At 42.0% G+C, this 25,053-nt stretch carries 27 protein-coding genes and 1 tRNA gene; 16 read left to right on the forward strand and 12 right to left on the reverse strand.

Going from position 1 to position 25,053, the window contains the following annotated elements:
• Nucleotides 1-199 precede the first annotated feature (199 nt).
• Nucleotides 200-832, forward strand: coding sequence for a 3-hexulose-6-phosphate synthase (gene hxlA / locus ACXAEO_RS08025; RefSeq protein WP_474879944.1), 633 nt, complete (start codon nt 200-202; stop codon nt 830-832).
• Between the two features lie 5 nt (nt 833-837).
• A complete protein-coding gene (gene hxlB, locus ACXAEO_RS08030; protein WP_474879945.1) occupies nt 838-1,395 on the forward strand; it encodes a 6-phospho-3-hexuloisomerase in 558 nt (185 codons plus the stop codon).
• A 104-nt stretch (nt 1,396-1,499) separates the two neighbouring features.
• On the opposite strand, the gene hxlR is transcribed toward hxlB, so the two are convergent.
• Nucleotides 1,500-1,871, reverse strand: a complete 372-nt coding sequence (hxlR, locus tag ACXAEO_RS08035; RefSeq protein ID WP_474879946.1) for a transcriptional activator HxlR — start codon at nt 1,869-1,871, stop codon at nt 1,500-1,502.
• 353 nt (nt 1,872-2,224) lie between these two features.
• Between hxlR and proC the strand changes: the two genes are divergently transcribed.
• From proC to ACXAEO_RS08050, 3 genes are all read left to right on the forward strand, one after another.
• Complete coding sequence (gene proC / locus ACXAEO_RS08040) at nt 2,225-3,067, forward strand: pyrroline-5-carboxylate reductase (RefSeq protein WP_474879947.1); 843 nt, start codon at nt 2,225-2,227, stop codon at nt 3,065-3,067.
• Between the two features lie 164 nt (nt 3,068-3,231).
• Nucleotides 3,232-4,356, forward strand: a complete 1,125-nt coding sequence (proB, locus tag ACXAEO_RS08045) for a glutamate 5-kinase (protein ID WP_474879948.1) — start codon at nt 3,232-3,234, stop codon at nt 4,354-4,356.
• A 61-nt stretch (nt 4,357-4,417) separates the two neighbouring features.
• Nucleotides 4,418-5,674, forward strand: coding sequence for a glutamate-5-semialdehyde dehydrogenase (locus ACXAEO_RS08050; protein WP_474884044.1), 1,257 nt, complete (start codon nt 4,418-4,420; stop codon nt 5,672-5,674).
• Between the two features lie 57 nt (nt 5,675-5,731).
• Here the strand turns inward: ACXAEO_RS08050 and ACXAEO_RS08055 are convergent, their stop codons facing one another.
• Together ACXAEO_RS08055 and ACXAEO_RS08060 are read right to left on the reverse strand one after the other, a co-directional pair.
• The gene (locus tag ACXAEO_RS08055; protein ID WP_474879949.1) at nt 5,732-6,358 is read right to left on the reverse strand and encodes an FMN-dependent NADH-azoreductase; all 627 of its coding nucleotides are present in this window, start codon (nt 6,356-6,358) and stop codon (nt 5,732-5,734) included.
• A 134-nt stretch (nt 6,359-6,492) separates the two neighbouring features.
• Nucleotides 6,493-6,918 carry a MarR family winged helix-turn-helix transcriptional regulator gene (locus ACXAEO_RS08060; protein WP_474879950.1) on the reverse strand — a complete coding sequence of 142 codons (426 nt, stop codon included), beginning with the start codon at nt 6,916-6,918 and terminating at the stop codon, nt 6,493-6,495.
• Nucleotides 6,919-7,125: 207 nt separating this feature from the next.
• Between ACXAEO_RS08060 and ACXAEO_RS08065 the strand changes: the two genes are divergently transcribed.
• From ACXAEO_RS08065 to ACXAEO_RS08090, 6 genes are all read left to right on the forward strand, one after another.
• A complete protein-coding gene (locus tag ACXAEO_RS08065) occupies nt 7,126-7,947 on the forward strand; it encodes a squalene/phytoene synthase family protein (RefSeq protein WP_474879951.1) in 822 nt (273 codons plus the stop codon).
• A gap of 166 nt (nt 7,948-8,113) precedes the next feature.
• Nucleotides 8,114-9,352 (forward strand): beta-ketoacyl-ACP synthase II, encoded by a 1,239-nt coding sequence (gene fabF / locus ACXAEO_RS08070; protein ID WP_474879952.1) that lies wholly within the window; start codon nt 8,114-8,116, stop codon nt 9,350-9,352.
• Nucleotides 9,353-9,529: 177 nt separating this feature from the next.
• On the forward strand, nt 9,530-10,192 hold the full coding sequence (locus ACXAEO_RS08075) for a type 1 glutamine amidotransferase domain-containing protein (RefSeq protein WP_474879953.1): 663 nt from the start codon (nt 9,530-9,532) through the stop codon (nt 10,190-10,192).
• 77 nt (nt 10,193-10,269) lie between these two features.
• Entirely contained in the window at nt 10,270-11,433 is a 1,164-nt protein-coding gene (locus ACXAEO_RS08080) for an iron-containing alcohol dehydrogenase (RefSeq protein ID WP_474879954.1), read from the forward strand.
• Between the two features lie 17 nt (nt 11,434-11,450).
• Complete coding sequence (locus tag ACXAEO_RS08085) at nt 11,451-11,741, forward strand: putative quinol monooxygenase (RefSeq protein ID WP_474879955.1); 291 nt, start codon at nt 11,451-11,453, stop codon at nt 11,739-11,741.
• Between the two features lie 146 nt (nt 11,742-11,887).
• Entirely contained in the window at nt 11,888-12,772 is an 885-nt protein-coding gene (locus tag ACXAEO_RS08090) for a LysR family transcriptional regulator (protein ID WP_474879956.1), read from the forward strand.
• Nucleotides 12,773-12,848: 76 nt separating this feature from the next.
• Here the strand turns inward: ACXAEO_RS08090 and ACXAEO_RS08095 are convergent, their stop codons facing one another.
• The 5 genes from ACXAEO_RS08095 to ACXAEO_RS08115 form a co-directional block, all read right to left on the reverse strand.
• Nucleotides 12,849-14,114, reverse strand: a complete 1,266-nt coding sequence (locus ACXAEO_RS08095) for a replication initiation protein (protein WP_474879957.1) — start codon at nt 14,112-14,114, stop codon at nt 12,849-12,851.
• Nucleotides 14,115-14,981: 867 nt separating this feature from the next.
• Nucleotides 14,982-15,605 carry an S-layer homology domain-containing protein gene (locus ACXAEO_RS08100; protein WP_474879958.1) on the reverse strand — a complete coding sequence of 208 codons (624 nt, stop codon included), beginning with the start codon at nt 15,603-15,605 and terminating at the stop codon, nt 14,982-14,984.
• A gap of 34 nt (nt 15,606-15,639) precedes the next feature.
• Nucleotides 15,640-16,185, reverse strand: a complete 546-nt coding sequence (locus tag ACXAEO_RS08105; protein WP_474879959.1) for a glucosaminidase domain-containing protein — start codon at nt 16,183-16,185, stop codon at nt 15,640-15,642.
• 353 nt (nt 16,186-16,538) lie between these two features.
• Nucleotides 16,539-16,712 (reverse strand): hypothetical protein, encoded by a 174-nt coding sequence (locus tag ACXAEO_RS08110; protein WP_474879960.1) that lies wholly within the window; start codon nt 16,710-16,712, stop codon nt 16,539-16,541.
• Nucleotides 16,713-16,874: 162 nt separating this feature from the next.
• A complete protein-coding gene (locus tag ACXAEO_RS08115) occupies nt 16,875-17,030 on the reverse strand; it encodes a hypothetical protein (protein WP_474879961.1) in 156 nt (51 codons plus the stop codon).
• Nucleotides 17,031-17,244: 214 nt separating this feature from the next.
• Between ACXAEO_RS08115 and ACXAEO_RS08120 the strand changes: the two genes are divergently transcribed.
• Nucleotides 17,245-17,439, forward strand: a complete 195-nt coding sequence (locus ACXAEO_RS08120) for a hypothetical protein (RefSeq protein WP_474879962.1) — start codon at nt 17,245-17,247, stop codon at nt 17,437-17,439.
• Between the two features lie 82 nt (nt 17,440-17,521).
• Here the strand turns inward: ACXAEO_RS08120 and ACXAEO_RS08125 are convergent, their stop codons facing one another.
• Nucleotides 17,522-18,550 (reverse strand): LLM class flavin-dependent oxidoreductase, encoded by a 1,029-nt coding sequence (locus ACXAEO_RS08125; protein ID WP_474879963.1) that lies wholly within the window; start codon nt 18,548-18,550, stop codon nt 17,522-17,524.
• A 152-nt stretch (nt 18,551-18,702) separates the two neighbouring features.
• Nucleotides 18,703-19,257, reverse strand: coding sequence for a YpiB family protein (locus ACXAEO_RS08130; protein ID WP_474879964.1), 555 nt, complete (start codon nt 19,255-19,257; stop codon nt 18,703-18,705).
• Nucleotides 19,258-19,389: 132 nt separating this feature from the next.
• Here ACXAEO_RS08130 and ACXAEO_RS08135 point away from each other — a divergent pair, with 132 nt between their 5' ends.
• On the forward strand, nt 19,390-19,743 hold the full coding sequence (locus ACXAEO_RS08135) for a hypothetical protein (protein WP_474879965.1): 354 nt from the start codon (nt 19,390-19,392) through the stop codon (nt 19,741-19,743).
• Between the two features lie 169 nt (nt 19,744-19,912).
• Complete coding sequence (locus tag ACXAEO_RS08140; RefSeq protein ID WP_474879966.1) at nt 19,913-21,877, forward strand: DUF2207 domain-containing protein; 1,965 nt, start codon at nt 19,913-19,915, stop codon at nt 21,875-21,877.
• 67 nt (nt 21,878-21,944) lie between these two features.
• On the opposite strand, the gene ACXAEO_RS08145 is transcribed toward ACXAEO_RS08140, so the two are convergent.
• A tRNA-Ala gene (locus ACXAEO_RS08145) sits at nt 21,945-22,017 on the reverse strand.
• A gap of 247 nt (nt 22,018-22,264) precedes the next feature.
• On the opposite strand from ACXAEO_RS08145, the gene ACXAEO_RS08150 reads away from it, so the two are divergent.
• Both ACXAEO_RS08150 and ACXAEO_RS08155 read left to right on the forward strand, forming a co-directional pair.
• Nucleotides 22,265-23,017 carry a Cof-type HAD-IIB family hydrolase gene (locus ACXAEO_RS08150; RefSeq protein ID WP_474879967.1) on the forward strand — a complete coding sequence of 251 codons (753 nt, stop codon included), beginning with the start codon at nt 22,265-22,267 and terminating at the stop codon, nt 23,015-23,017.
• A 54-nt stretch (nt 23,018-23,071) separates the two neighbouring features.
• Nucleotides 23,072-24,274 (forward strand): iron-containing alcohol dehydrogenase, encoded by a 1,203-nt coding sequence (locus ACXAEO_RS08155; protein WP_474879968.1) that lies wholly within the window; start codon nt 23,072-23,074, stop codon nt 24,272-24,274.
• A gap of 84 nt (nt 24,275-24,358) precedes the next feature.
• On the opposite strand, the gene ACXAEO_RS08160 is transcribed toward ACXAEO_RS08155, so the two are convergent.
• Nucleotides 24,359-24,964: an exonuclease domain-containing protein gene (locus ACXAEO_RS08160; protein WP_474879969.1), complete on the reverse strand. Its 606-nt coding sequence runs from the start codon at nt 24,962-24,964 to the stop codon at nt 24,359-24,361.
• Between the last annotated feature and the right edge of the window lie 89 nt (nt 24,965-25,053).

Genomic DNA, 25,053 nt, shown 5'->3' on the forward strand with positions numbered 1-25,053 from the left:
ACATAGTATAATTTTTGGTACTATTTACTTTTTAAAGCACTATGTAAAAATAAAGTGCGTACTTTTAAAGTTTGAAAACAGTTAGTATACTCATGCTTGTACAAGTGACAGAGCGTAAATGTGACGGCTTCGGTAAGGAAGAAGCCACTAAAAGAAATGCTTGTACACATCATTATAAACTATAAGGAGTGACCCATTTATGGAATTACAATTAGCATTAGATCTTGTTAATATCCCACAAGCGATTGAATTAGTGAAAGAAGTTGAGGAGCACATTGATATAGTGGAAATCGGTACGCCGGTTATCATTAACGAAGGCCTTCATGCTGTTAAGGCAATGAAAGAAGCGTTCCCTCATTTACAAGTACTTGCAGACTTAAAAATTATGGATGCAGCTGGCTATGAAGTCATGAAAGCTTCTGAAGCGGGTGCAGATATCGTGACGATTCTTGGCGCAGCAGAAGATATGTCCATTAAAGGCGCGGTAGAAGAAGCGAAAAAAAGCGGCAAAAAAATTCTTGTTGATATGATTGCGGTGAAAGATTTAGCTGGACGTGCGAAAGAAGTAGACGAGCTTGGCGTTGACTACATTTGTGTTCATACAGGCTATGACCTTCAAGCAGTGGGGAAAAATTCATTTGAAGATTTGCAAACCATCAAGAGCGTTGTAAAAAATGCGAAAACAGCGATCGCAGGCGGCATTAAATTAGAAACACTTCCAGAAGTAATTAAAGTTCAACCTGACCTTGTCATCGTTGGGGGAGGCATCGCTAGTCAAGAAGATAAAAAAGCGGCGGCTGCTCAAATGCAAAACATGATTAAAGAAGGGTAAGCGTCATGCAAACGACACATTACTTCACCGAAATTCTGGAAGAGTTAAAGCGTTCGATTGATTTCCTATCTGATGACGAAGCGGAAACATTTGTTCATGGCATTTTGGAAGCAAAGAAAATTTTCGTTGCTGGGGCGGGCCGCTCTGGTTTTATGGCAAAATCTTTCGCGATGCGGATGATGCACATCGGGTTAGAGGCGTATGTTGTCGGTGAAACGGTCACGCCAAGTCTCGGAAGAGGGGATTTGCTTATTATTGGCTCTGGTTCAGGTGAAACGAAAAGCCTTGTATCCATGGCTGAAAAAGCGAAAAGCTTAGGAGCAACGGTCGCGCTTGTGACAATTGCCCCACAGTCGACCATTGGACAACAAGCAGATATTGTCGTGCCATTACCGGGAGCGACAAAGGACCGATCGAACGGCGTCCATCACACCATTCAGCCGATGGGCTCTTTATTTGAACAAACACTTCTCTTATTTTTTGATGCGGTTATTTTAAGGTTTATGGAGAAAAAGGGGATGGATTCCGCTTCCATGTACGGAAACCATGCCAACTTAGAATAAAAGAATGGATGCAAAAATGGACCAGTTATGACTGTTATAACTGGTCCATTTTGCTATGCTTGTCTGAAATGAGAGAATGCCCTCTGTTTCAAACAATCCATTTTTTAATTTTCATAGATGGATTCTTTAATTTCGACTTTATCTTGAAGGACATTGTCGATATAATTTTTGCCCCATTCATACATGGAATCAAGTATGGGCATTAAGCTTTTTCCTTGTTCCGTTAGCGAATATTCCACTTTCGGGGGGACAACAGGATACACTTCTCTATGAACAATTTGGTCTTCTTCCAGCTCACGCAGCTGGTTCACGAGCATGCGCTGTGTAATCCCGGGAATGAGCGCCTTCAATTCTCCGAATCGCTTCGTTCCTCCTTTTCCAAGGTGCCATAATACGAGCATTTTCCATTTTCCTCCAATAACCGACAGAGTGAGCTCTTTTTCACAATTAAACACTTTCTCATTCATTCTTCCCATCAATGTTCCTCCAAGCTTTTGAATGTATTTAGTATACTTTTTGATACTATGGCATTTTTAAACACTTACATTTTAAAATGTATTATACATAGGATGTTCACGTTTGTAAAAGAGTATAAAGCAAAAGAAACGAAGAATAAGGGCGTGTCATTATTTTCAAGGAGATGCCTGACGTAAAAATCGAAAGAAAAAATTAAATTATAAAAATTCAGGAAGCGCTTTCAACGTTAATGCCATGCCAGAAGAACCACGTAAACAGCGGCTTGCCCTTCCTTGACATAAAAAACCAGCATGTTACGATAGATAACGTTATAAAAAACGAACAGAAATGCGAACAAGCAGGGAGGAATTGGATGTTACAAAATAAGACCATTGTTTTTTTAGGAGCAGGATCCATGGCAGAGGCGATGATTTCTGGAATTGTGGATGCAGGGAAGATTTCAGCTAGCCAAATCATAGTGACAAACCGAAGCAATCAAGCGCGTTTGGAGGAACTGCGAAAAAAGTATGGCGTGAAAACCGTCACCCAAGAGGCGTTACAACTGCGCGAAGCTGATTTAATCATTTTAGCGATGAAACCAAAAGATGCCGAGAAGGCGCTATCCTCGATTAAACACAACATTACCCCCAATCAAACCATTCTTTCGGTACTTGCCGGAATGACCACTTCCTTCATGGAAGAACATTTGCATAAAAATCAGCCAATTATTCGGGCGATGCCCAATACATCAAGCATGATGAGAGAGTCTGCAACAGCGCTGTCACCAGGCCGTTACGCCAGCGAGGAACATATTTCCATCGCCCAACAGTTGCTCGCTTGCATCGGCGAAGTCTACATGATTGATGAAGCGAAAATGGATATTTTCACTGGAATTGCTGGGAGCGGTCCAGCCTATTTCTATTACTTAATGGAACACATTGAAGAAGCAGCAAAAGCAGAAGGACTCGATTCAGAAGTTGCCCGTCAAATTGGTGCTCAAACGATTTTAGGAGCAGCAAAGATGATGATGGAACAAGACGAAACACCTGCGGAGCTGCGCAAAAACGTGACTTCACCAAATGGGACGACGGCAGCTGGCTTAGCTGCTTTGCATAAACATGGCGGCGGTGAGGCGATGATTCAGGCCATTCAAAGTGCCTCAAAGCGCTCAAACGAATTGAGCCAACAACTTCGCAAGAAAGCACTGACCGTATAGCGTTCAGGTATAGTGACACGTTTTGCTATCTTCCTTTAGATGAACATTCGGTCAGACCGGAGGAATGACAAACGGTTTCTCTGTATAAAAATAGCCCAAATATGCTTTTTCTACGGAAAAAGGTTGATCAACCGTAAACAAACGAAACAAACAGGAGTGATTACATGAGTCCCGACAACGGGAAGAAAAGAATTGTGATTAAAATTGGAAGCAGCTCCCTGACGAGCCTGCATGGTGAAATTAGCCGCCGAAAGCTGGAACGCCTTGTCGATGAGGTCGTTCAATTAAAAGATGAAGGGTTTGAAGTGCTGCTTGTATCATCAGGAGCGGTCGCAGCTGGCTATCGCAAGCTTGGCTGTTTAGAGCGTCCGAGTTCCTTGCCGGAAAAGCAAGCCGCTGCTTCCATTGGGCAAGGGTTATTGATGGAAGCTTATTCAGAATTGTTTTTATCACACGGCTATGTCGCTTCCCAAATTTTAATTACAAGAGACGACTTTTCCGACGGAAACCGCTACAACAATGCCCGCAATACAATTAATGTCCTGTTGGAGCGCGGAATTGTTCCAATTGTAAACGAAAACGACACAGTAACGATTGATCGTCTGAAGTTTGGCGACAATGATACTCTCTCAGCGAAAGTGGCTGGACTTGTTGAAGCAGATTTGCTAATTATTCTTTCAGATATTGACGGTCTGTACGATTCAAATCCGAGAACAAATCCAAATGCGAAACTGCTCCAACGCGTGCATGCTATTACCCGTGAAATTGAACAGGGGGCTGGGGACGCTGGCAGCTCGGTTGGCACAGGGGGCATGAAATCAAAAATTGATGCTGTGAAAATTGCGATGGCTTCAGGCATTCCAGCCTTTTTAGGAAAGTCAGGTGTGCCTAATATTTTAATTGATGCTGTCAATCAAACAGCGAAAGGGACGTATTTTGAATCAAAAGATAATAAGGTGAACTTAAATCAGAAAAAACAATGGATCGCCTTCAACTCTGGACCAAAAGGGGAAATTACCGTTGATGACGACGCGAAAACAGCCATTGTGGAACGAAAAGAACCATTGCTCCCATCTCATATTCAACACGTGAGTGGCTATTTTGAAGAAGGAGCCGTTGTGCGCATTGTCGATATGGAGAAAAAAGAAGTCGGTCTTGGTGAAGTCAATCATTCGTCAGAAGAAGTGAAAAAGCTGACGGCTTCTACTAAATTAACCGATGAACCGCCCATTGTGGAAAGTGAAGGCCTTGTTTGCCGCATTGAAATTCCTATTCCAGTGGGCTTATAACATACGATGTGATGTAAGTAAGAGAAACCGAACATAATAGAGGAGGCTTTTGATGAATTTAATGAACCACATTCCATTGACTGTTGAGGAACAAGCGATTCAAGCGAAAAAAGCGGCGAAGGGGCTTAGTCTTCTGACGACAGAAGAAAAAAACGAAGCGCTGCTTATCGTTGCGGATGCACTTGAACGTGAGGCAGATACGATTTTACAAGCGAACGGCGTTGATTTGCAAAACGGCCGAAACGAAGGGTTCACCGATGCATTTATGGACCGTCTTTCATTAACACAAGAACGGATTGCTGAATTTGCAGAAGGGCTGCGCCAAGTAGTCAAGCTAGATGACCCGATTGGGGACGTTTTATCACAGTGGACTCTCGATAACGGTCTTCTTGTCGAACAAGTAAGAGTGCCGCTCGGGTTGATCGGCATGATTTACGAAGCGCGGCCGAATGTAACCGTCGATGCGACAGGTCTTGCGTTAAAATCAGGTAATGCCATTATTTTAAAGGGAGGCTCCTCCGCTGTTTCCTCCAATCAAGCCATTGTGGACGTAATGCATCAAGCCCTGGAAAAGACGAACATTCCGAAAGAAGCGGTTCAGTTTATCTCTAGTACGGACAGGGAAACAACGACCCAGTTGTTTACGATGAAAGAGCATATTGATGTTTTAATTCCGCGCGGTGGCGCGTCATTAATTAACGCAGTCGTAAACAATGCAACCGTACCCGTATTGGAAACAGGGGTAGGAAACTGTCACCTGTATATCGACCGTGAAGCAGATGTTATAAAAGCAATTAACATTCTCGTGAATGCGAAAACGGACCGCCCAGCTGTTTGCAATGCGACGGAGACATTGCTTGTCCATGAAGAATGGTTGCATGAGCATAAAGATGCCCTCATTCAAGCTTTAGCAGAACACGATATTACGGTACACGGCGACACAACTATTGTGAAGCTTATTCCAGAGGCTATACCGGCAAGGGAAAAAGATTGGACCGATGAATATTTAAGTCTCGATATCGCCATTAAGACCGTTCAGCATGTCGATGAAGCGATTGAACATATTGAACGATACGGAACGAAACATTCTGAAGCGATTGTCACTGAAAATAAAGAAACGGCCAGAAAGTTTATGAATCTTGTTGATGCTGCAGCACTCTATCATAATGCGTCGACTAGATTTACAGACGGAGGGGCGCTCGGATTCGGTGCTGAAATCGGCATTTCTACTCAAAAGCTTCATGCAAGAGGGCCGATGGGACTTCCTGCTTTAACAACGGTGAAGTATATGATGAGCGGAAACGGACAAATACGTTAAAAGAAGAAAAAGCCGACATTCCCGGAAAGAGGAATGTCGGCTTTCTCACTTTTTCAATTAGAAGGCAACAGCTGTTTCAGCCGCTTTTTTCAATCCTTCGTTAATGATTTCTTCTGCTTTATCTGGGAACTGGTTATGTCCTTCTACAATGACGGTTGTCACATCTTGGACACCCCAGAAGTTTAAAATTGTTTGGACATATTGAACGGCCATTTCCATAGATTGGGCAGGCCCTTCTGAGTATACGCCGCCTCTTGCATTTAAAAGCGCCACTTTCTTCTCATGAAGCAAGCCAACAGGGCCTTCTGCTGTATAACGGAATGTTTTGCCTGCTTGACCTAAATAGTCTAAGTACGTGTGCAGCACAGCTGGAACGGTCAAGTTCCAAAGTGGAAACGCAAATACGACTTTATCCGCTGATAAAAATTGATTTAAATAGCGGTTCACTAAATCTGTTGCTTCTTTTTCACTTGCTGTTAACTCCATGCCTTTTGCTAATTTAAACATGCCGTTAATTTTATCTGTATCGTAATAAGGCAAGTTTTCTTTAAACAAATCAAGCTCCGTAATGTTGTCTTCTGGATGCGATTGTTTATAGCTGTCAAGAAACGCTTCATAAAGCTTGACGCTCACCGCTTGTTCGACTGGACGCGAGTTTGCTTTAATAAATAGTACATTTGCCATATGAATTCCCCCATTTTCTCTAATGAAAAATGTTGCTATAGCAACCTTTTTGGTATATAAAATCATGAAATCTTCTTCATCTTACCATACACATAGTTGCTATAGCAACTATAAATCGTGATAATGCAAAAAACTTATTGCATGTTATCACGCATTTTCCCCAAAATCCTTCTTAATTCTTTTAATTCATCGTCGGTAATCCCTTTGCACACTTGTTGATTGAATTCTTCCGCCATCGGGATAACACTCTGACCAAGCTCTTTTCCTTTAGCGGTCAAATATAATTTTAACGAACGGCGATCTTCTTGATTTGGCACTCGTTGGATGAATCCTTTGTTTTCAAGATTAGAAGCCATTCTGGCGATGTTCGTTTTATCTTTATACAGCTTTTCAGCAATTTCATTTTGTGTCATGCCGTCTTTTTCCCAAAGCAACATCATAATTAAATTTTGTTCGGGTGCAATATTAAAGGGGTCTAACTTCGTTTTAATGTAATTTGTTAACGTCAAGTCTGTCTGATGAATAAAAATGCTAATATAGTCTTGTAAAGATAATTTCATCTTAATACCTCGTCAATAGTTGATGTCCGCATTATATTGAAAAAATAAGCGATTGTCAATTTCAACCATTGAACTAATCGGGAAAATGGAAGTTAGGAATGAGAGCAAACTTTTACCGATAGAAGTTCTCTTTATTAATTACGAAGATAATGATAGAATTCAAAGATAAAGAATTTTCAAGACGTGAATAAAAGGGGACCGGATGAAATGAGTGAAATGATGAATTTACATAAAGAAGCAAAAGCAATGTTGAAGGCGACTAGCCGCACATTTTTCATTCCAATCAGCCATTTATCACCGGGACTGCAAGAAGCGGTGATGTCTGCGTATTTATGCATGCGGGCCATTGATGAAATCGAAGACCATCCTGAACTCCCAAATAAAGTGAAAGCGGATTTATTATATGCCATCAGTGCACTGTTAAAGACGCCTTTTAAGGACGAGGAAATTGCCCAGATTTTACAGCCGCATGCTTCTCTTTTGCCTGAGGTAACATTGCGTTTGGCGGATTGGATTAAAGTATGTCCGCCAGCTATTGTCGATAACATTTTAGACGCGACCTCCATCATGGCGAAAGGAATGGGCGACTGGACGTTAAAAGAATGGAAAATTACGACAGAAGAAGATTTGAATGACTATACCTTTTATGTGGCTGGTTTAGTCGGCGTCATGCTGACAGACATTTGGAAATGGCATGATCAAGTAGAACCAGATGAATCGCTTGCGATTGCGTTTGGCCGCGGGTTGCAGTCGGTTAATATTTTACGAAACCGCATCGAAGATCGGGAGCGCGGAGTAAGCTTTTTTCCGGACGGCTGGGAGCTTGACGATATGTTCGCATATGCTCGCCGTAATTTAACGTTAGCTGATGCGTACTTGAAAGATATTAAGCCAGGTCCGATTCTTCATTTTTGTAAAATTCCGCTCGCCCTTGCCCACGGAACATTGGAGGCGCTCATGAAAGGAAAAGAAAAAATGAGCAGAACCGACGTGTTGAAAGTAGTTGGACGAGTCGTGACAGAATCATAATCTCCATCCATGTAAAAAGTAGGAGACAAGCCTTGGTTCACTAAACCGAGGCTGTTTTCATGGACTTTTGATGGACACATTTCCATCACAATGATAAGATTTTTTTAACATGAGTCAGTGTCTAAATATGGACGATAACAAAATATAAAAAAAGGGGAGACAAGAGATGATGAACAAACGAGTGGTGATTACCGGAGTAGGGGCCATTACGCCGCTTGGTTTAACAGCTGAAAGCACATGGGAAGGCATTAAGGCAGGAAAAAGTGGAATTGGTCCGCTCACGCAAGTTGATGCAAACATCTATCAAGTAAAAGTTGGAGCAGAAGTAAAAGAGTTCAAGCCGGAAGAATATATGGATACAAAAGAAGCAAGAAGAATGGGTCGGTTTACGCAGTTTGCTGTCGCTGCCAGTAAGATGGCTGTCGACCATGCCAATCTTGTGATTGATGATTCCAATGCACACCGAGTGGGCGTGTGGATTGGCTCTGGGATCGGCGGGCTTGGCGAATTTGAAGAACAGCACAAAAACTTTTTAAATAAAGGTGTCAGAAGGGTAAGCCCGTTCATCATTCCAATGCTCATCCCTGATTTAGCAGCTGGACGTGTATCAATTGAACTAGGGGCAAAAGGAATCAACTCCTGTACCGTAACCGCCTGTGCGAGCGGAGCAAACTCGATCGGTGATGCGTTTAAAGTGATTCAGCGCGGTGAAGCAGATGTGATGATTACAGGCGGAACTGAAGCTTCCATTACACCGATGACGGTCGCGGGCTTCCAAAACATGACGGCTCTTTCAACGAATCCGGACCCAAACACCGCCTCAAGACCGTTTGACCAACATCGCGACGGCTTTGTTATTGGGGAAGGAGCAGGCGTCCTCATTTTGGAAGAACTGGAGCACGCGTTAGCGCGCGGAGCAACTATTTACGGTGAGATTGTCGGATACGGCGCAACAGGGGATGCTTATCATATTACAACACCAGCTCCGAACGGAGAGGGTGGACAGCGTTCTATGATGCTCGCCTTGCAAGATGCAGGGTTGCAAACAACGGATGTGGATTATATTAATGCCCACGGAACAAGTACACATTACAATGATTTATATGAAACACAAGCCATTAAAGGTGTATTTGGCAATCACGCCTACAAATTGGCTGTTTCATCCACTAAATCAATGACCGGCCATTTGTTAGGAGCAGCCGGAGCGATTGAAGCGATTTTTTCTCTCATGGCGATTCGAGACAACATTGTGCCGCCAACCATCAATTATGAAACTCCTGACCCTGAGCTTGACCTCGACTATGTAGCGAACGAAGCAAGAGCTCAAAAAGTCAATGTCGTATTAAGCAACTCGCTCGGATTCGGCGGCCATAATGCGACCCTTATTTTTAAACGTTTTGAATAATCGATGGACAAGTCCCTTTGCGAACAAGCAGAGGGATTTTTTAATTGACGTTTTGTTTCGTTTCATTTGGATAAATATATTTATAGATTCGCTGCTTTTTTCTAATTTGTATTATGGCGGTGACAAGAGTAAGATTCAAAGTGTAATCTCGAACGAAAACATGAGGAGGAAAAAACAATGACAAAACATATATTAATGGTCGTCACAACGGCTGACAAAATGAACGAAGAACATGAAACAGGATTATGGCTTTCAGAGTTTGGGGAAGCATATGTAGAGTTCGCAGAAAAAGGTTATGACATTACAGTGGCAAGTCCACTTGGTGGAAAAGCACCAGTTGACGAAAGAAGCTTACAAGGAGAAACACCTCAAGAAGTGCTAGATACAGCAAAACATTTAGAAAACACAGTGAAACTTGACGAAATCACGGACGCATCCAAGTTCGATGCGATTTTCCTTCCTGGTGGACATGGGACCATGTTCGATTTACCAGACAATGAAAAACTTCAAGCAATAATCCGTGATTTATATGAAGCAAACAAAGTTGTAGCGGCTGTATGCCACGGTCCGGCTGGATTAGTAGGTGTAAAATTATCTGACGGCACGCCATTAGTAGCTGGCAAAACGGTTACAGCTTTCACAGATGACGAAGAACGAGAAACAACGCTTGATCGCTTCATGCCATTTTTATTAGAAACACGTTTGCGCGAACTTGGTGCTCAATTTGAAGGAGCGGCAAACTGGGCAGATCACATTCAAGTTGACGGTCACTTAATTACAGGCCAAAACCCGCAATCAACAATTAGCGCGGCGAAAGAAGTTATTAAACAGTTAGGTTAATACATTTACCTGCAAGTATGCAACTATTGCCGCTACTTGCAGGTCTTCTATTTTAACGAACGAGAGGAGACAACATCATGGAAAACTTTCAATTTCACAATCCAACTAAACTAATTTTCGGAAAAGGGCAGCTAGCAGCACTGAAAACTGAAATTCCTGTGTACGGCAAGCGTGTTCTATTATTATACGGAGGCGGTAGCATTAAGAAAAACGGTCTGTATGATCACGTTACCGCATCGCTTCAAGAGATCGGAGCACATGTCGTTGAGTTGAGCGGAGTAGAACCAAATCCGCGTTTGTCAACGGTCAATAAAGGAATTAACCTGATTAAGGAACACGACCTTGACCTTATTTTAGCAGTCGGAGGCGGCAGTGTGATTGACTGTGCAAAAGCCATTGCGGCTGGTGCTCATTATGATGGAAACGTGTGGGACATCGTGACAAAGAAAGTCGTACCAACATCTGCTGTTCCAATCGGTACGGTACTGACGCTAGCGGCAACCGGTTCTGAAATGAATGGCGGTGCGGTTATTACGAACTGGGAAGAAAATGATAAGCGTTCGTTCGGGTCCATTCATACGTATCCGAAATTCAGCATTTTAGACCCTGAGCTTACGTTTTCTGTTCCGCTTGACCAAACTGTTTACGGCATTGTTGATATTATGTCACACGTATTCGAGCAATATTTCCATGCATCTACAAACGCTCCACTTCAAGAGCGCATCGGCGAGTCTATTTTACGTACAGTGATTGAGACGGCACCGAAGTTAATCAACGATTTAGAGAACTATGAGTATCGTGAAGTGATGATGCTGAACGGAACATTTGCGTTAAACGGAACATTATCGATGGGGGTAAAATCAGACTGGGCGACACATATGATTGAACACGCAGTATCTGCCGTGTACGATATCCCGCATGGCGGCGGGTTGGCTATTCTTTTCCCGCGCTGGATGGAATATGTCGCGGCGCAAAAACCAGAGCGTGTTGCACAATTAGGGGTGCGCGTATTCGACCTTCAGCCTGAAGGGCAAACAGAGGCTGAATTAGCGGCGCAAACAATTGAAGCATTAAGACAGTTCTGGACATCGATTGGAGCACCTTCATCGCTGGCTGACTACGACATTGATGATCAAAAACTTGACTTAATGGCTGAACGAGCAATGGTTGCTGAAACAATCGGCAATTACATTCCATTAAAGAAAGAAGATGTAAAAGTCATTTTACAAAACTCTTTATAAGGAAAGAAGGGAAAGCGATGTCTGCCATTACGATTACAGCGATTTTAACCGCAAAGCCGGGACAAGCTCCGTTTTTACGCAAAGAACTTGAAAAAGTAGTCGAGCCTTCCCGCGCAGAAGCTGGTTGTCTCATCTACACGCTGCATGAATCACTTGAAGATAACGGTGTTTTCGTCTTTTACGAAACGTGGAAAGATGAAGAAGCTCTTCATGCTCACCTTGAAACGGAGCACTATCAAGCATATCGTGAAAAAGCAGCTCCATTGATTGAGAAAAGAGAGGTTCATCGTTTGCGCAAAATGAACTAATCATTCACCCCCTTTCATACATCCCCGTTACAAGCCGGATTGATGAAAGGGGGTTTTTGCGTATGAACGAATAAGCCGTTTTTTTCGCTTCAAACGACGAACATTATATAATGATAGTAGTTGTTTGAAGAAAGGAACGGTTTGATATGATTGATTTTGAATGGTACCGCAGTTTCATTAGTATTTATAAGCATCGTTCCGTATCCGCAGCGGCAAAGGCGAGGATTTTAACACAGCCGGCAATGAGCCAGCATTTAGCGGCACTAGAAGCGGAAATTGGAGAGCCATTGTTCATTCGAGCCCCCCGTAAAATGATTCCGACCGATCGGGGAAAAGAGCTTTACACGAAGATTGTTCCCCTTATTGAAAACTTAGAAAGCGTGACACAAGAAATTCGCCATATTACATCAAGTGCTCCGCTCATTCGCATAGGCACTCCGAGAGAATATTTTACAAAAAATGCTTTACAAAAGCTTAAAAACATGGATGTGCGATTTTCTGCTCACTTCGGTGTAGCCGATGATGTCATGGACGAGCTGCAAAAAGATGCGGTTGATTTAATTATTACAACGCAAAAGGTAGCACTCCCTGGGGTTGACTATACGAAAATCGAAGATGAAACGTTTGTTGTGACCGCTCCGGTCGATTGCTATCCGCAAATAGAAGAGATGGCTGAAGTGGAAGAATGGCTGAATGAACAGCGATGGTTAAGCTATGGAGCAGAATTGCCGATTGTCCGCCGATATTGGCGGCAGCATTTCGGCAAGCGCCCGAGCATGCAAGCGTTTCATATTATGCCAGATTTACGGGCCATTTTAGAAGCTATTGAACAAGGAATGGGCATTAGCATCTTACCGACGTATTTAATTGAAGATTCTGTTGCGTTACAGCGTGTCCATATCGTCTTTCCTGAGCTGTTTGTGGAAAATACCATTTATGCCGCATACAAAGTGGAAAATAAAGATAACCCTGCCGTTCAGTCGGTGGTGACCGCCTTGAAACAAAGCAGACATGAGAAAAGGGACGGCTGACAGCCCTCCCTTTTCTATAACCAAAAATGTTATAATTCGTGTTTATTCCGCATTAACGGTCCCTTGAAAGAACATCCTACTCTTGGAAATTCCCTTTATATTCCTTCAGCTGTTGCTGTAGTTCATCTCTCATTTTTAAAAACTCTTCCTCCTGCATAGGGGAAGGGCGGTCTTCTGCTTTAAAACCAAGCGCCTCAAAAAACTTTTCTTTTACTTTCGTAAAAATGTACAGGGCATCATCCGAAGTAGCTCCAAGTTTTTCGGCAATATCTTGCACCGCTTTTTCTTCAATGAGCCAATAAGGCAATTTCTCCCGCGCATTTCGATACCGTGAAACTAAATAAAGAAGGAGGTCTTGTTCGGCATGATCCGCATCGCCGGCTGCTGCTTGCAGCGTGCCATCTCCCGACTCACGAAGCATGTACGTGATGTACCCAATCGGATTTTTTACGTTCGGCTTGTTCATCGTTTCCTCGATAACTTGGCTAACTCGAACTTCGCCATATGCTTCCACCCACTTTTGATACGTCTCTATAGTTAAGTTGACACCTTGAGAGAGCGCAATGGTCTTTAATTTTTCATAGGAAGAAGATGGAGCCGGCTGTTTTGACGCATCAAATGTATCGTCAAAAAGGTTTAGTTGTTTCGCCGCTTTTCTTCTTGAGCGAATAACAAACTTCACTTTATCAACACGGCGTCCAACTTTTATCTCTTCTAATTCAAAAGTAATGTCCGTCTTTTTTTCCAGCTCTTTTTGAGCGGGAAGGAGGACACGCTGCTTAAAATTTCCGTAAGCAGGATATAAATCTTCTACACCAAGCAAGCGGCGCAAATGTTCCAAACTAAACGTTCGCTCTTGAACCCGCTCATATTGCTTTAAAAGCTCATAAATTCGAATCGCATAGGAGCTTTTTAATTTCACGACGTTGTCGAGCTTATAGCTCGTAAACTCTTTCTTTAGCTGCAGCAAGTAAGGGCGAAGGAATGGATCAAAGCGAATATCAATTGTTCCTTCGGTTACATTGTAGGCAACGTACGAGAGCCAAGCCACTTGAATCACTTTATTTTCGATTCGTACCTCGAATACTTTTTGCATAAGATCTTTCGTAATTTTTCGAAGTTCCGTATATTTCGGCGTACCTTTTAATCCAAGCAATTTATTGAATTCTTTAATCGGTAACGTATATGTCTTAAAGTCCGAATCATCCGGCTGAATTTTACTGGCAATGCAAAGAATAATTTTTTGCTCAGTCACCCCAAGTTTGTAATTGGCTTCAATCAATAGATTGGATTTCGTGACGAGGTTATTCGTATTTGCTTCTACGATTTCTGTCTTATACAACGAAAATTCCTCCTTAATGGCTACCATTATTATGACAAAATTCCAACTATAGCGAAAGGAATTTGTTGTTACAGATTAATAGTCGAATTAGTCCGACAATATATATCAACCTAGAACATTTGAGGGCAAATTCAAGTGGTCTGAAGAATCGATGGTGAACGTCCTTCCATGAAATAAAATAAGGCGAATGATTAAGCGAAATGTGTATCAAGAACTTTGCCATTTGGAATTATACTATTCTTTAAATGTAAGTTCCCTATTTTTACATGATGAACACTCTTTTAAGGCACCAAAAATGTTATTTTTCGCACCATTTTTGTTATCGTTAGACACCAAAAATGTTATCATTCGCACCAATTTTGTTATGGTTGGGCACCAAAAATGTTATATTTTACACCAATTTTGTTATAGAAGCACCAATTTTGTTATAGTTGACACCAAAAACGTTATCGTTTCTACACCAAAAGCGTTATATTTTGCACCAAAACTGTTATATCTCGCACCAAAAACGTTATTTTTCACACCAATTTTGTTATTTTAAACGCACCAAAGCTGTTATAATTAACACCAATTTTGTTATCGTTCACACCAAAAACGTTATAATTAACACCAATTTTGTTATCTTTTAGCCTCTAAAACCTATAACTATCAAGCTTTCTACAGTACCGAAAACAATAAAAACAAGGAAAAACAATAAAAACAATTATGTAAAACACACAAAAGAAGGGATAAAAGAGGAAAACATAAGAAAAATGGAGAGGTACTAGTACCAAGTCTTAATAATGTTAAAAGTGTTAGTAGTAGGTATTAAGACCAAAAGAAAAAACTAAAACAGAAGCGATATCCTGTCTTAGCTTTAAAAGATCCTTACATTTCTTCTGTTACTTGCTGCATTGCCCGATAAATAATGACAATACCTTGTGCGCGTGTCGCGTATGCATTTGGTTTAAAAGTTCCGTCTTCATAACCAGAAATAATGCCATAAGCTGATGCGCTAGAAATCGAAGGGTATGCCCAATAAGTTGCAGGAACATCTGTAAATGATTTAGTAGAGACTAACTCATCTTCTATATCCTTTTGCAAAGCAAACGTTCGAATAATCATCGCTGCCATTTGATCGCGCTTAATATAAGCATTTGGCTTAAACGCACCGTTATTGCCTGTTGTAATCCCTAAGCTTGCTGCAATATCTACATAAGGAGCAAACCAGTCAGAAGATTGAACATCTGTAAAAGAAGGGGCTTGTCCACTTTGTTTCAGTTCAAATGCATTCACAAGCATTTTCACAAACTGTGCACGTGTAATCATATCATTCGGCTTAACGAGCGTTTGTCCTAATTCGTTTTGAACACCGTTCATAATCTTTAAATCTAAAAATGTTAAAATCTCTTTTTCTGCCCAATAACCTGTCTTTATATCAACTGGATACAAATCAGGAAAAGATTTTACTTGTTCTAATGGAGCAGAGACGAAAAGGGGTGTCTGACTCATTTCTTCATAAATAGATAAAATCTCTTCACCGTAATTACCTGTAGGTCTGCATTGCCCAGCGCTTATGTAAGTCAGGCCATGTCGGAGCAACCCCTCTCGTTACATACTTAAAACGAGGGTCCTCTAAAGGCGTGTTTAACGGTTCTGTTGACGCATATGCTTTTAAATGCTGAATTTGAGCATATACGCCTTTTTCAGCTGTCGCAAAGTAATTTCCTCTTGCGCCGCCTCCTGTCGCACCGATACCGGAAAAGTTATGTTGTTCCGGGAGGACATCTCCGCCGAATTTGAAATAACCTGTTTCCTTAATCGCTTGAGCAAATGCGACATCGCCACGCACACCTTCTTCTGCGCCAATTCGAAGATATAATTCTGCTAATCGATCAACAGAAATTCCTTGCAGTCGAATACTTTGCGGATTTTTTTCTCGTACAAAAGTAGCCATTTGTTCAGCTGTTAAACTGGACGTACCCATAATTGATTTATTAGTACTCACTGTTTCAGCAGTCATCCCCTCGGTTGGGAATAGAATACTTCCAACGAAGAAAGAAACTAGCAATATGAAACCTATTTTTTTCAATGAGGCACCTCCTCTCTGTCGTTCTTGATTGAGACTCATATATGTATCAATCGGTAAAATGCCTTATTTATTAAAATAGGGGCTCACAAAATAGAATCATAGCACACTTTTAGTAAATTTTTCTTTTTTTCTACAAATTTCATATATTTTCCTCTATATAAATCAATCTAAAAAATTAGGCATGGCCAAAGAACGGCCATGCCTAATAAGAAGGTTTATTCAAGTAGTTTAAAAGAACTGGGCAAATGATTAATTGAAAAATAACTTGAGTAATCGAACGAAAGAGTTAGAAAAGGTAAAGATTATACGGGGAGAGGAAAAGAAAAAAATCCACGTTGCAGGCCGAGAGATGGTTAAACTGCAAAAGCGGATTTATTTTTCGGTGGGGCCGGACAAATAACAGAACCTAGTAATACAATATCTTCATAAATCGCCTTTTTCACTTCGTCATCTTCGCATGCTCGGTATTCTTCGAGTAAGAAGCCGAGCTCTTTAATAAAAATCGCGATCTCTTCTTCAGTTAACATTGTTGAAACACCTCGCAGTAAGTAGAATTAACTACAAAACATTATAGTCAATTATACCCCTTTTATGCAACGGTTAAACTAACCATATTTATCCAATAAATGGATGGAGTTGAAAAAGCATATTACGACTTTATCCGGTTTTCCTAACTCGGGAACATTTTATCATGTTTGAATGACGTAAGGGTTACTCTTTAAACATTTTCGAACTTCTTTCGTAATGTTTACGTCGCTTCGTACAGCTGTTTCATTCATCTCGCTTTTTATAGAAAGTTGTCCACTTCTGTCATAATAAGGTGGATTTTGTAAGACTTTTTTCATAGTTCACTTCCTTTCAACGTTTATTTAGGGAAAAATCCCTATCAGTTTAACATGTAAAATGGTGTTGAGGTGGAAAAATAGTTGTCAAAAACCTTTTCATGAGGAATTCATGGAAGAAAAGCCTCTTTTTTTGTGCGGATAACTAAGTGGGCTATGCTATAATGGATGGCAATAGTAAGCAATTGAAAGTGCGTTTGTTTGGAGGGGGAAACAAATGAAAATAGCCCTTATGTTCGTTATTGCAATCGGCATCGTTTCACTTCTTGGTACAATATTGGTAGCAAAAAATGTGGAGGCGAACTACGGAAAATCAACAAAGCGGAATACGATCAACTTAACCGCTATTTATGTCATTGTTCTGTTTGGTTCACTTATTGCGCTCGTTTCCTATGTGATTGCTGTTTGGTAAAAAAGAGGCGATGCTAGTATTTGAACTGGCATCGCCTCTTTTTTATAGAGTTCAGTCTTCTGAAAACGAAAGCATGCTTCTGTTAGCTGCGTGACGTAATATCTGCAATAATTTCAAAAGAGTGGAGGCGTGCTTGATGGTCATAAACTTGCGTATGAATCATCATTTCATCTGCTTCCGTTTCCTCTAAAAATTGCTGTAGCTTTTCTTTTACCGTTTTTGCACTTCCAACAATAGAAGAACTTAACTGACGTTCGACAATGACTTTTTCATATTCGGTCCAGAGTCCTTCCATGCTGTCGACTGGCGGCTTGAGCTGACCTGGTGTGTTGCGGATTAAACTTAAAAATTGCTGTTGCATGGACGTAGCGAGTCGCTGTGCTTCTTCATCTGTATCAGCAGCCACCACGTTTAGTCCAACCATAGCATAAGGTTTATCAAGCACTTCTGAAGGTTGGAAATAGCGACGGTACACATTTAATGCTGGCAATGTATTTTCAGGAGAAAAATGGCTCGCAAACGCGAACGGTAAGCCAAGCTGCCCCGCAAGCTGTGCACTGAAGTTGCTTGAGCCAAGAAGCCAAATCGGAATGTCCAATCCTTCTCCTGGAAACGCGCGAACCGGCATACTGCCTAAGTCAGAAGGCGGGTTTAAATACGCACGCAGCTCTGCAAGCTGGTCTGGGAAGTCATGTCCATCGCTTCTACGGTCGCGTCGCAATGCATGGGCGGTTATTTGGTCTGTTCCAGGTGCACGTCCAAGCCCAAGATCAATTCGGCCAGGGAACAGTGATTCGAGCGTGCCGAACTGTTCAGCAATGATGAGCGGGGCATGGTTTGGAAGCATAATCCCGCCTGAGCCGACACGAATGGTTGACGTGCTTGCTGCCACATGACCGATGACGATGGAAGTTGCTGAACTAGCAATTCCCGGCATGTTATGGTGCTCCGCAAGCCAATAGCGGTGGTAGCCCCATTTTTCTGCGTGCTGTGCTAAATCGACGGTGTTGCGAAAAGCATCCGCCGGTGTTGCACCGACAATAACAGGGGCAAGATCCAATACTGAAAAGCGAATATCCTTCAGCTGTTTTCCGTTACGATTGTTTGACATATATTCATCTTCTTTCTTTAAAAGGAATCATCAAAATAACGGCAGTTTTATAATGTGCCATGTACCGTATTTTATCAATTTTTTTTGATGATTAAAAATATAATGCTTGAAAACGGAGGGGGAAATTCGTTTTCTCCGCTTTCAAGCATTCCTTAGCTTAGGGCGCGCTCTAATTCTCCAAGCTTTGTAGCAAGCTGTTTAAATAATTGTTCATCCTTTTGGTCCAACGCCTCATCGATTTGTTTTTTGAGAAGCTCCCGTTCTTTTTCCTTCGTTAGTTTTTCAATGACCGCGTCTGCTGCTTTCGACTGACGTTCATATCGTTCATATTGTTTAATGTTATCCGCCACAGTTGTTTCGATGAGCTGTAAATAGCGGTGGTTCAGCATTTTTCCGTAAAAGTGAAGAATGATGTTAACGTTGCCGGACGGGTCTCCTGCCAATTCGCCGATGGCACGAGCCGGGTCTGACGTTTTTCGTTTATTATAATAAAATTCAAATCCGGGTTCGTCAGAGTTGACGCTTGAGACGACAATTGTTTTTTCGTTTAGTTTAATTTTCTCTGTAAACGACACCTTCTCTAAAATATGGGGATTATTTAAAAGGGTTTCAAGCACTTTCCTGGCATCTGTTCGCTTAAGCCGATGATGCTGCAAAAACCATGTTAAAAACCCTCGTTTTTCCGATGTTGATATCCATTTTCCCATATCCACCCACCCGTTCCTTTAGTTTTTTACCATTTTAACATGAGACGAGCTTGTGATGAATTAGTTTCCATGAAACATGAATGATCAGTTTCTGCATAAAATGATACAAAACCATTAGGACAAGAGGGGAAAATGATGATAAAACCATTTCGTAAGTATATGCTGCCAGCTCTTCTTATTACGCTAATGGCTGTAGCCTTGTATATGGACGCTGCTTCAAGGGAGCTGCTTGATGAAACGAATCCGTTTGTGATGGCAGCAGAAGAAGGAGAAGATGAACCGGCTATGGCAGAAGTGGAAGAAGCGGATCCGTTTCTTATCCAAACGAAGCAATTTGAATTACAGGAGCGACTCGTTTATGAAGAAAACGTAGATGGATATGTCGTGGAAACATACCGTGAATATGAAATCTACAAAGATGAAGCCGGAAACGTCACAAAAACGATTCCAACGTCTAATTATCACTATATTCGCTATAAGCAATAACGAAAAAGGCTGCCGAATGAGGCAGTCTTTCCTTTTAGGAAAAATGGTTCTGTTCGATGGAAATAAAATCCTTTATATTGGAATGTGGTGAGTAGAGAGTGTGGTCAAGCATGGTTTTGGCATACGTCGTTATGTAGGAAAACATGCTTGAACATGAGTGAGGTGGGAGATGAGACACGTATTTTTTATTTTAATCATGAGTGTTGCGGTGTGGCTTGCCGGCTGTTCTCATTCGTCGTATACCGTTGAACAAGTGGATGTGCGGGCATACATATTTCCAGATGGGGATGTTTATATCGAAGAGCTTTTTACGTATGACATTCAAGGGGAATACGGAGGAATGGAACGAAGCCTTGAGTTGCTTGGGCATGAGGGGGTATCGTTTTTTGAAGCGTACATTCCACCAGAAGGAAAAGTACTTGGGGAGTTTTCGTATGAAGAGGCAAAACGGCTTGACGTAACGTACAGCAAAAAGCACAGCGCATATTTTACGTCAATCGGTGCCGATAATGAAAAAATGCGGGTTTATTACCGATACCGCCTTGAAGAGGTCGCAGCGCGTTTCGAGGATAGAGGAGAATTCGATTGGAACTTCTTTGTATTTCAAAACAGCGATTTGCACAATGTCACAATTGAAACATTTTGGCCGAGAGTGTTTGAACAAACAGATGTTTCAATGTTTGCTTACAACCGAAATAGCGGAAAATTCACGGATATTAAAGAGCAATCCATTGTGTATAAAAGCGATTTTATATCCGAGTATGAAACGCTCGCGCTTCACTATTTATTTCCCTCCGATCATTTAGGAGAAATGAAGATAGAGAGAACGCTTGTAAGCAAGACGGAGAAAGTAAAACAAGAAACAGAGCGCCAGCAAAGCTATGAGAAGCGAGAAAGCCGGCTTGCTTTTGGAGAACAGCTTCTGTCTGTCGTTTTGTATATGTTAAGTGCTTTACTTCTTATCATCCTCCTTCCAGTTAAAACATTGCTTGCGAAACAGCAAGCCCGCCTCCTGTCGTTAAAAGACATGGAACAGCTTCATCCTGTTTTGCTTTCTATGCTATATCGGAAAGGCTCATTGAAAGTTCAAGATTTTGTAGCAGGGCTGTTTGCGCTTGAACAAGCGGGGACTGTAACCGTTGAGCGCCGGCGGGCGAGCGTGCGGTTTCAAGAAGAAGAACTGGCACCGAATGAGACATTTACCTTCATTTATACAGGGAATCGAAAGCAGGAAGCGAATGTGGAAAAACGGTTCATTGACTGGTTGTTTCGTAAAACGAGCAGCGGAAATCGGACATTCTCCCTTAGTTCTATGGCAGGTCCTTTAAAGTCTGAGCGGCGCCAAAAAAAAGCGATGAAAAAATACCATCGTCATGTCGGGAATTTTCATGCGCGTTTTCATGAATGGAGGGAAGAAGCTGAAAAGAAATACGGCCGAGAACAGTGGTTCATTAGAGGGAAATGGTTGACATATATCATAATTCCTTTAGTGCTGCTTCACTTTTTCTGCATTATGTATTTATACATTGCAGATGCGAAATCATGGCTAGCCTTGACAGGAACAGCTGTTGTTCTTGGAGGCGGTGTCTTTATAGCGGCGAGGCATCATACAAAGAAAAAATGGTCGGTTTTATATTTCGTGACCTGTTTTTTTATCGGTGCCCAAATTCAAGATGAAACGGTTGTAAATGCATATATGAATAGCCTTATGATCTCGCTTCTGTTAGTCGCATTGTTGCCGAAAGTAACATTGTCTATGGAGGCGACCGTCTATCGTGAAGCCGTTCGCGCCCGACGGAGAACATTGAAAAAGGGCGGATATTCTATAGAAGGTGACTCAAATAGACTACTCATCATGATACATCACGCCATTTTGCTTGGTGTAGGAAAATCGTTTGCGGAGAACTTTCGTCAAAAATTTTCGGAAGGCGTTCCGCTTCATCCATCGCCGCTGTTTGCGCCGGATGCTGCATTCATCATTGACTACACAACGGATACGTTAAAAGAAATTCCAGAAGAAAAGAAGAAACAATCATCAGAAGGAAGCTCGGATGGCGACGGCGGCTGGGGCTGGGATTGGAGCTCTAGCAGTGATGGTGATTCAGGTGGATCTGACGGCGGCGGGGGTGATTGAAGGGGATTTGTAAAAAAGCATAAAAGAAACACCGTTGATTTTCAACGGTGTTTCTTTTAATTTCGGATGGAGACTATCGGGATCGAACCGACGACCTCTTGCATGCCATGCAAGCGCTCTCCCAGCTGAGCTAAGCCCCCATTATGTAAGTTTGTTTTCGTTAACGTCTTGATTAGATAATACTATATTCATAAGGAGATGGCAATACTTAATTTTTAAAAAATTTGGGAGCTCATGGACTTAATCGTTTTCGTTTAAATCAATAAAGCGAATGTGGTAAAATATCCCTGTCAAGTAAGGAGAAAAGATAGAATGTTTTCATTATAGCATGAACAAAGAAAAGAGAAGACGAAAACAAAAACAAACGGTTAAAGGAGAGGAAGTTTCGTGACAGATTCAACTCAAGTGAAAAAGCAGTTTAAGCTCATTGCATTGGATATGGATGGAACGCTTTTGAATGAAAAAGGGGAAGTGTCAGAGGGAAATCGCCAAGCAATTGAAGAGGCACAGGCAAAAGGGATTCACGTTGTGCTTAGTACCGGACGTTCCATTATAAGTTGCCGCCCGTTTGCTGAATCGTTGAAACTATCTTCTTATCTTGTTACGGTGAACGGAAGTGAGATATGGGACAGCGCCGGTAATTTAGTTGAAAGAACGGTGCTGGATGCGGAGCATATCCAAAAAATGTGGGAGCTGAAAAATACGCATAACACCCGATTTTGGGCTGTCACGAGCGAGCAAATATGGCGAGAGGAATTTCCAGAGGACGTATTATCACACGAATGGCTGAAGTTTGGATTTGATGTAGACGAAGATAACGTGAGAGAAACGATTCTCACAGAGCTTGCGAAAAGTGGAATGCTTGAAATTACCAATTCCAGCCCAACAAACATCGAGGTAAATGCAATTGGGATTAACAAAGCACGAGGACTTGTGACGATTTGCAATAAATTAGGCATTACGATGGATGAAGTCATGGCCATGGGCGACAGCTTGAATGACATTGCGATGATTGAACAAGCAGGTTGCGGTGTGGCGATGGGGAATGCCCAGCCAATTGTGAAAGAGGCTGCTGACTGGGTGACAGGAACAAATGCGGAAGACGGCGTCGCACAGGCGATTCGTCATTGGGTGCTATAACAGAAAAAAGAATGATACCTTAATCAAAAACAACCTTCAATGGAGGAAAACGCCATGAGTGTCGCAAAGTTAATGTTTGCTCCGCTTAGCTATACTGGATGGGGGGCGTTAGAACAGCTGCTTCCGGAAGTGAAGCGGTACTCGCCTTCCAAAGTTCTTGTTATTACAGATCCATTTTTAAAGCAAATAGGCATGGCAGAGCGGATCACGCGTCCGCTTCAACAGCAAGGATATGACGTAACGGTCTATACAGATGTTGTGCCGGAGCCGCCATTAGAAATAGGAGAAAACCTCGTTTCGTTTACGCGTGAAGGACAGTTTGAATTGGTGATTGGCATTGGTGGAGGAAGTGCGCTAGATTTAGCAAAGCTGGCGGCGGTTTTAGCGGTTCATGAAGGGACTGTCTCCGATTATTTGAATCTATCAGGAACAAAAAAGGTGGAGAAAAAAGGGTTGCCGAAAATTTTAATTCCGACTACTTCAGGAACGGGTTCAGAGGTGACGAATATTTCGGTCCTTTCTTTAGAAACGACGAAGGATGTAATTACTCACGATTATCTTTTAGCAGATGTCGCGATTGTCGCCCCCGAATTGACGGTTTCTGTACCGCCGGGCGTCACAGCAGCAACCGGAATTGATGCGCTAACACACGCAGTAGAAGCGTACATTTCAGTAAATGCAAGTCCAGCATCCGATGGATTAGCGCTTCAAGCGATTCGATTAATTGCTCGTTCATTGCGAACGGCAGTGGAAAATGGCCAGGACAAACAAGCTCGCATTGATATGAGCTATGGAAGTTATTTAGCTGGTTTAGCTTTTTTCAATGCCGGTGTTGCGGGTGTTCACGCCCTTGCTTATCCGCTAGGTGGCCAGTTCCATCTTTCGCACGGTGAGTCGAATGCGGTGTTATTGCCGTATGTGATGGGGTACATTCGGAGAAGCTGTCCGAAACGATTAGCGGATATTTTGAACGCTTTAGGAGGAAATTCTCACTATTTATCAGAAGAAGAAGCTTCTTATAAATGTATAGATGAGCTGAAGCGACTCGTTCAAGATGTAGGGATTCCACAAACGTTAGCTGAATTCCATATACCGGAGTCTGCGTTGGAAAGTTTAACGAAAGATGGCATTCAACAAAAAAGGATACTCGCAAGAAGCCCCCTGCCATTACTAGAAGAAGACATAAGGATCATTTATCAGTCTGCCTTTGACGGAATCGTAAGAGAACCAGGCGAAACACGTGTAGATGCTATGTAGTGCAGGGGCGGCAAGTAGAAAGCTTGGCTCGTTTGTACAAAGAAAGAGACGTTGTACGAACAAGCCAAGCCTTATGCTAGTGAACTACATATACGATTTTCTGACGGGTGAACTTACAATGTTCTTCGGCTTACTCATCGCTTTTTTCATGACTTCAAGCAAGTAATGCTCACCATGAGGGTTTTTCAATTGCAATAGTTGTAAGGTTGCTTTCACATCATCCATGGCGCGGTGGGCATTTTCTCGCTGAATGCCGTGTCCGTCGAGCAATGTGTCCAGTTTTTTATTGACAAAGCCGTACTCTTTCCATTTTACAGTGCGCATCGAGCAGTGCCATCGTTTTTCGGCGAGCTCTGGGTAACGGGCCATTAGAAAACTTCGGTCGAAAGAAGCGTTATGAGCGATAATGCCGTCGGCTTTGTTTAGCATGTCCATTATTTTTCGGTCATTCAGCGTTTCATGTTGAACCATTTTATTTGTAATGCCCGTTAACCGTGTAATGTAAGGGTTAATGGGGGAGGAGGGCATATTAAACCCTGCATATTCTTCCACGATTTCCAATAGTTCCCCTGTAGTGGCATCATATGAAAATAAAATAACGACTGCTTCAATAATTTCACAGTCGCGGGCACTTAAACCGGTCGTCTCCACATCGAGGATGGCGGCTAGTTGTCTCTTTTTTTCAAGCAAGTTAAAATCCTCTCTTTCTATTGAATGCTTCTTTTTATTTATTGTACCGTCTTTCTTCAAATTCATCATCTCTCAAATATTGAGAATGC

The sequence above is a fragment of the Bacillus sp. ABA4_010 genome (assembly GCF_056159105.1).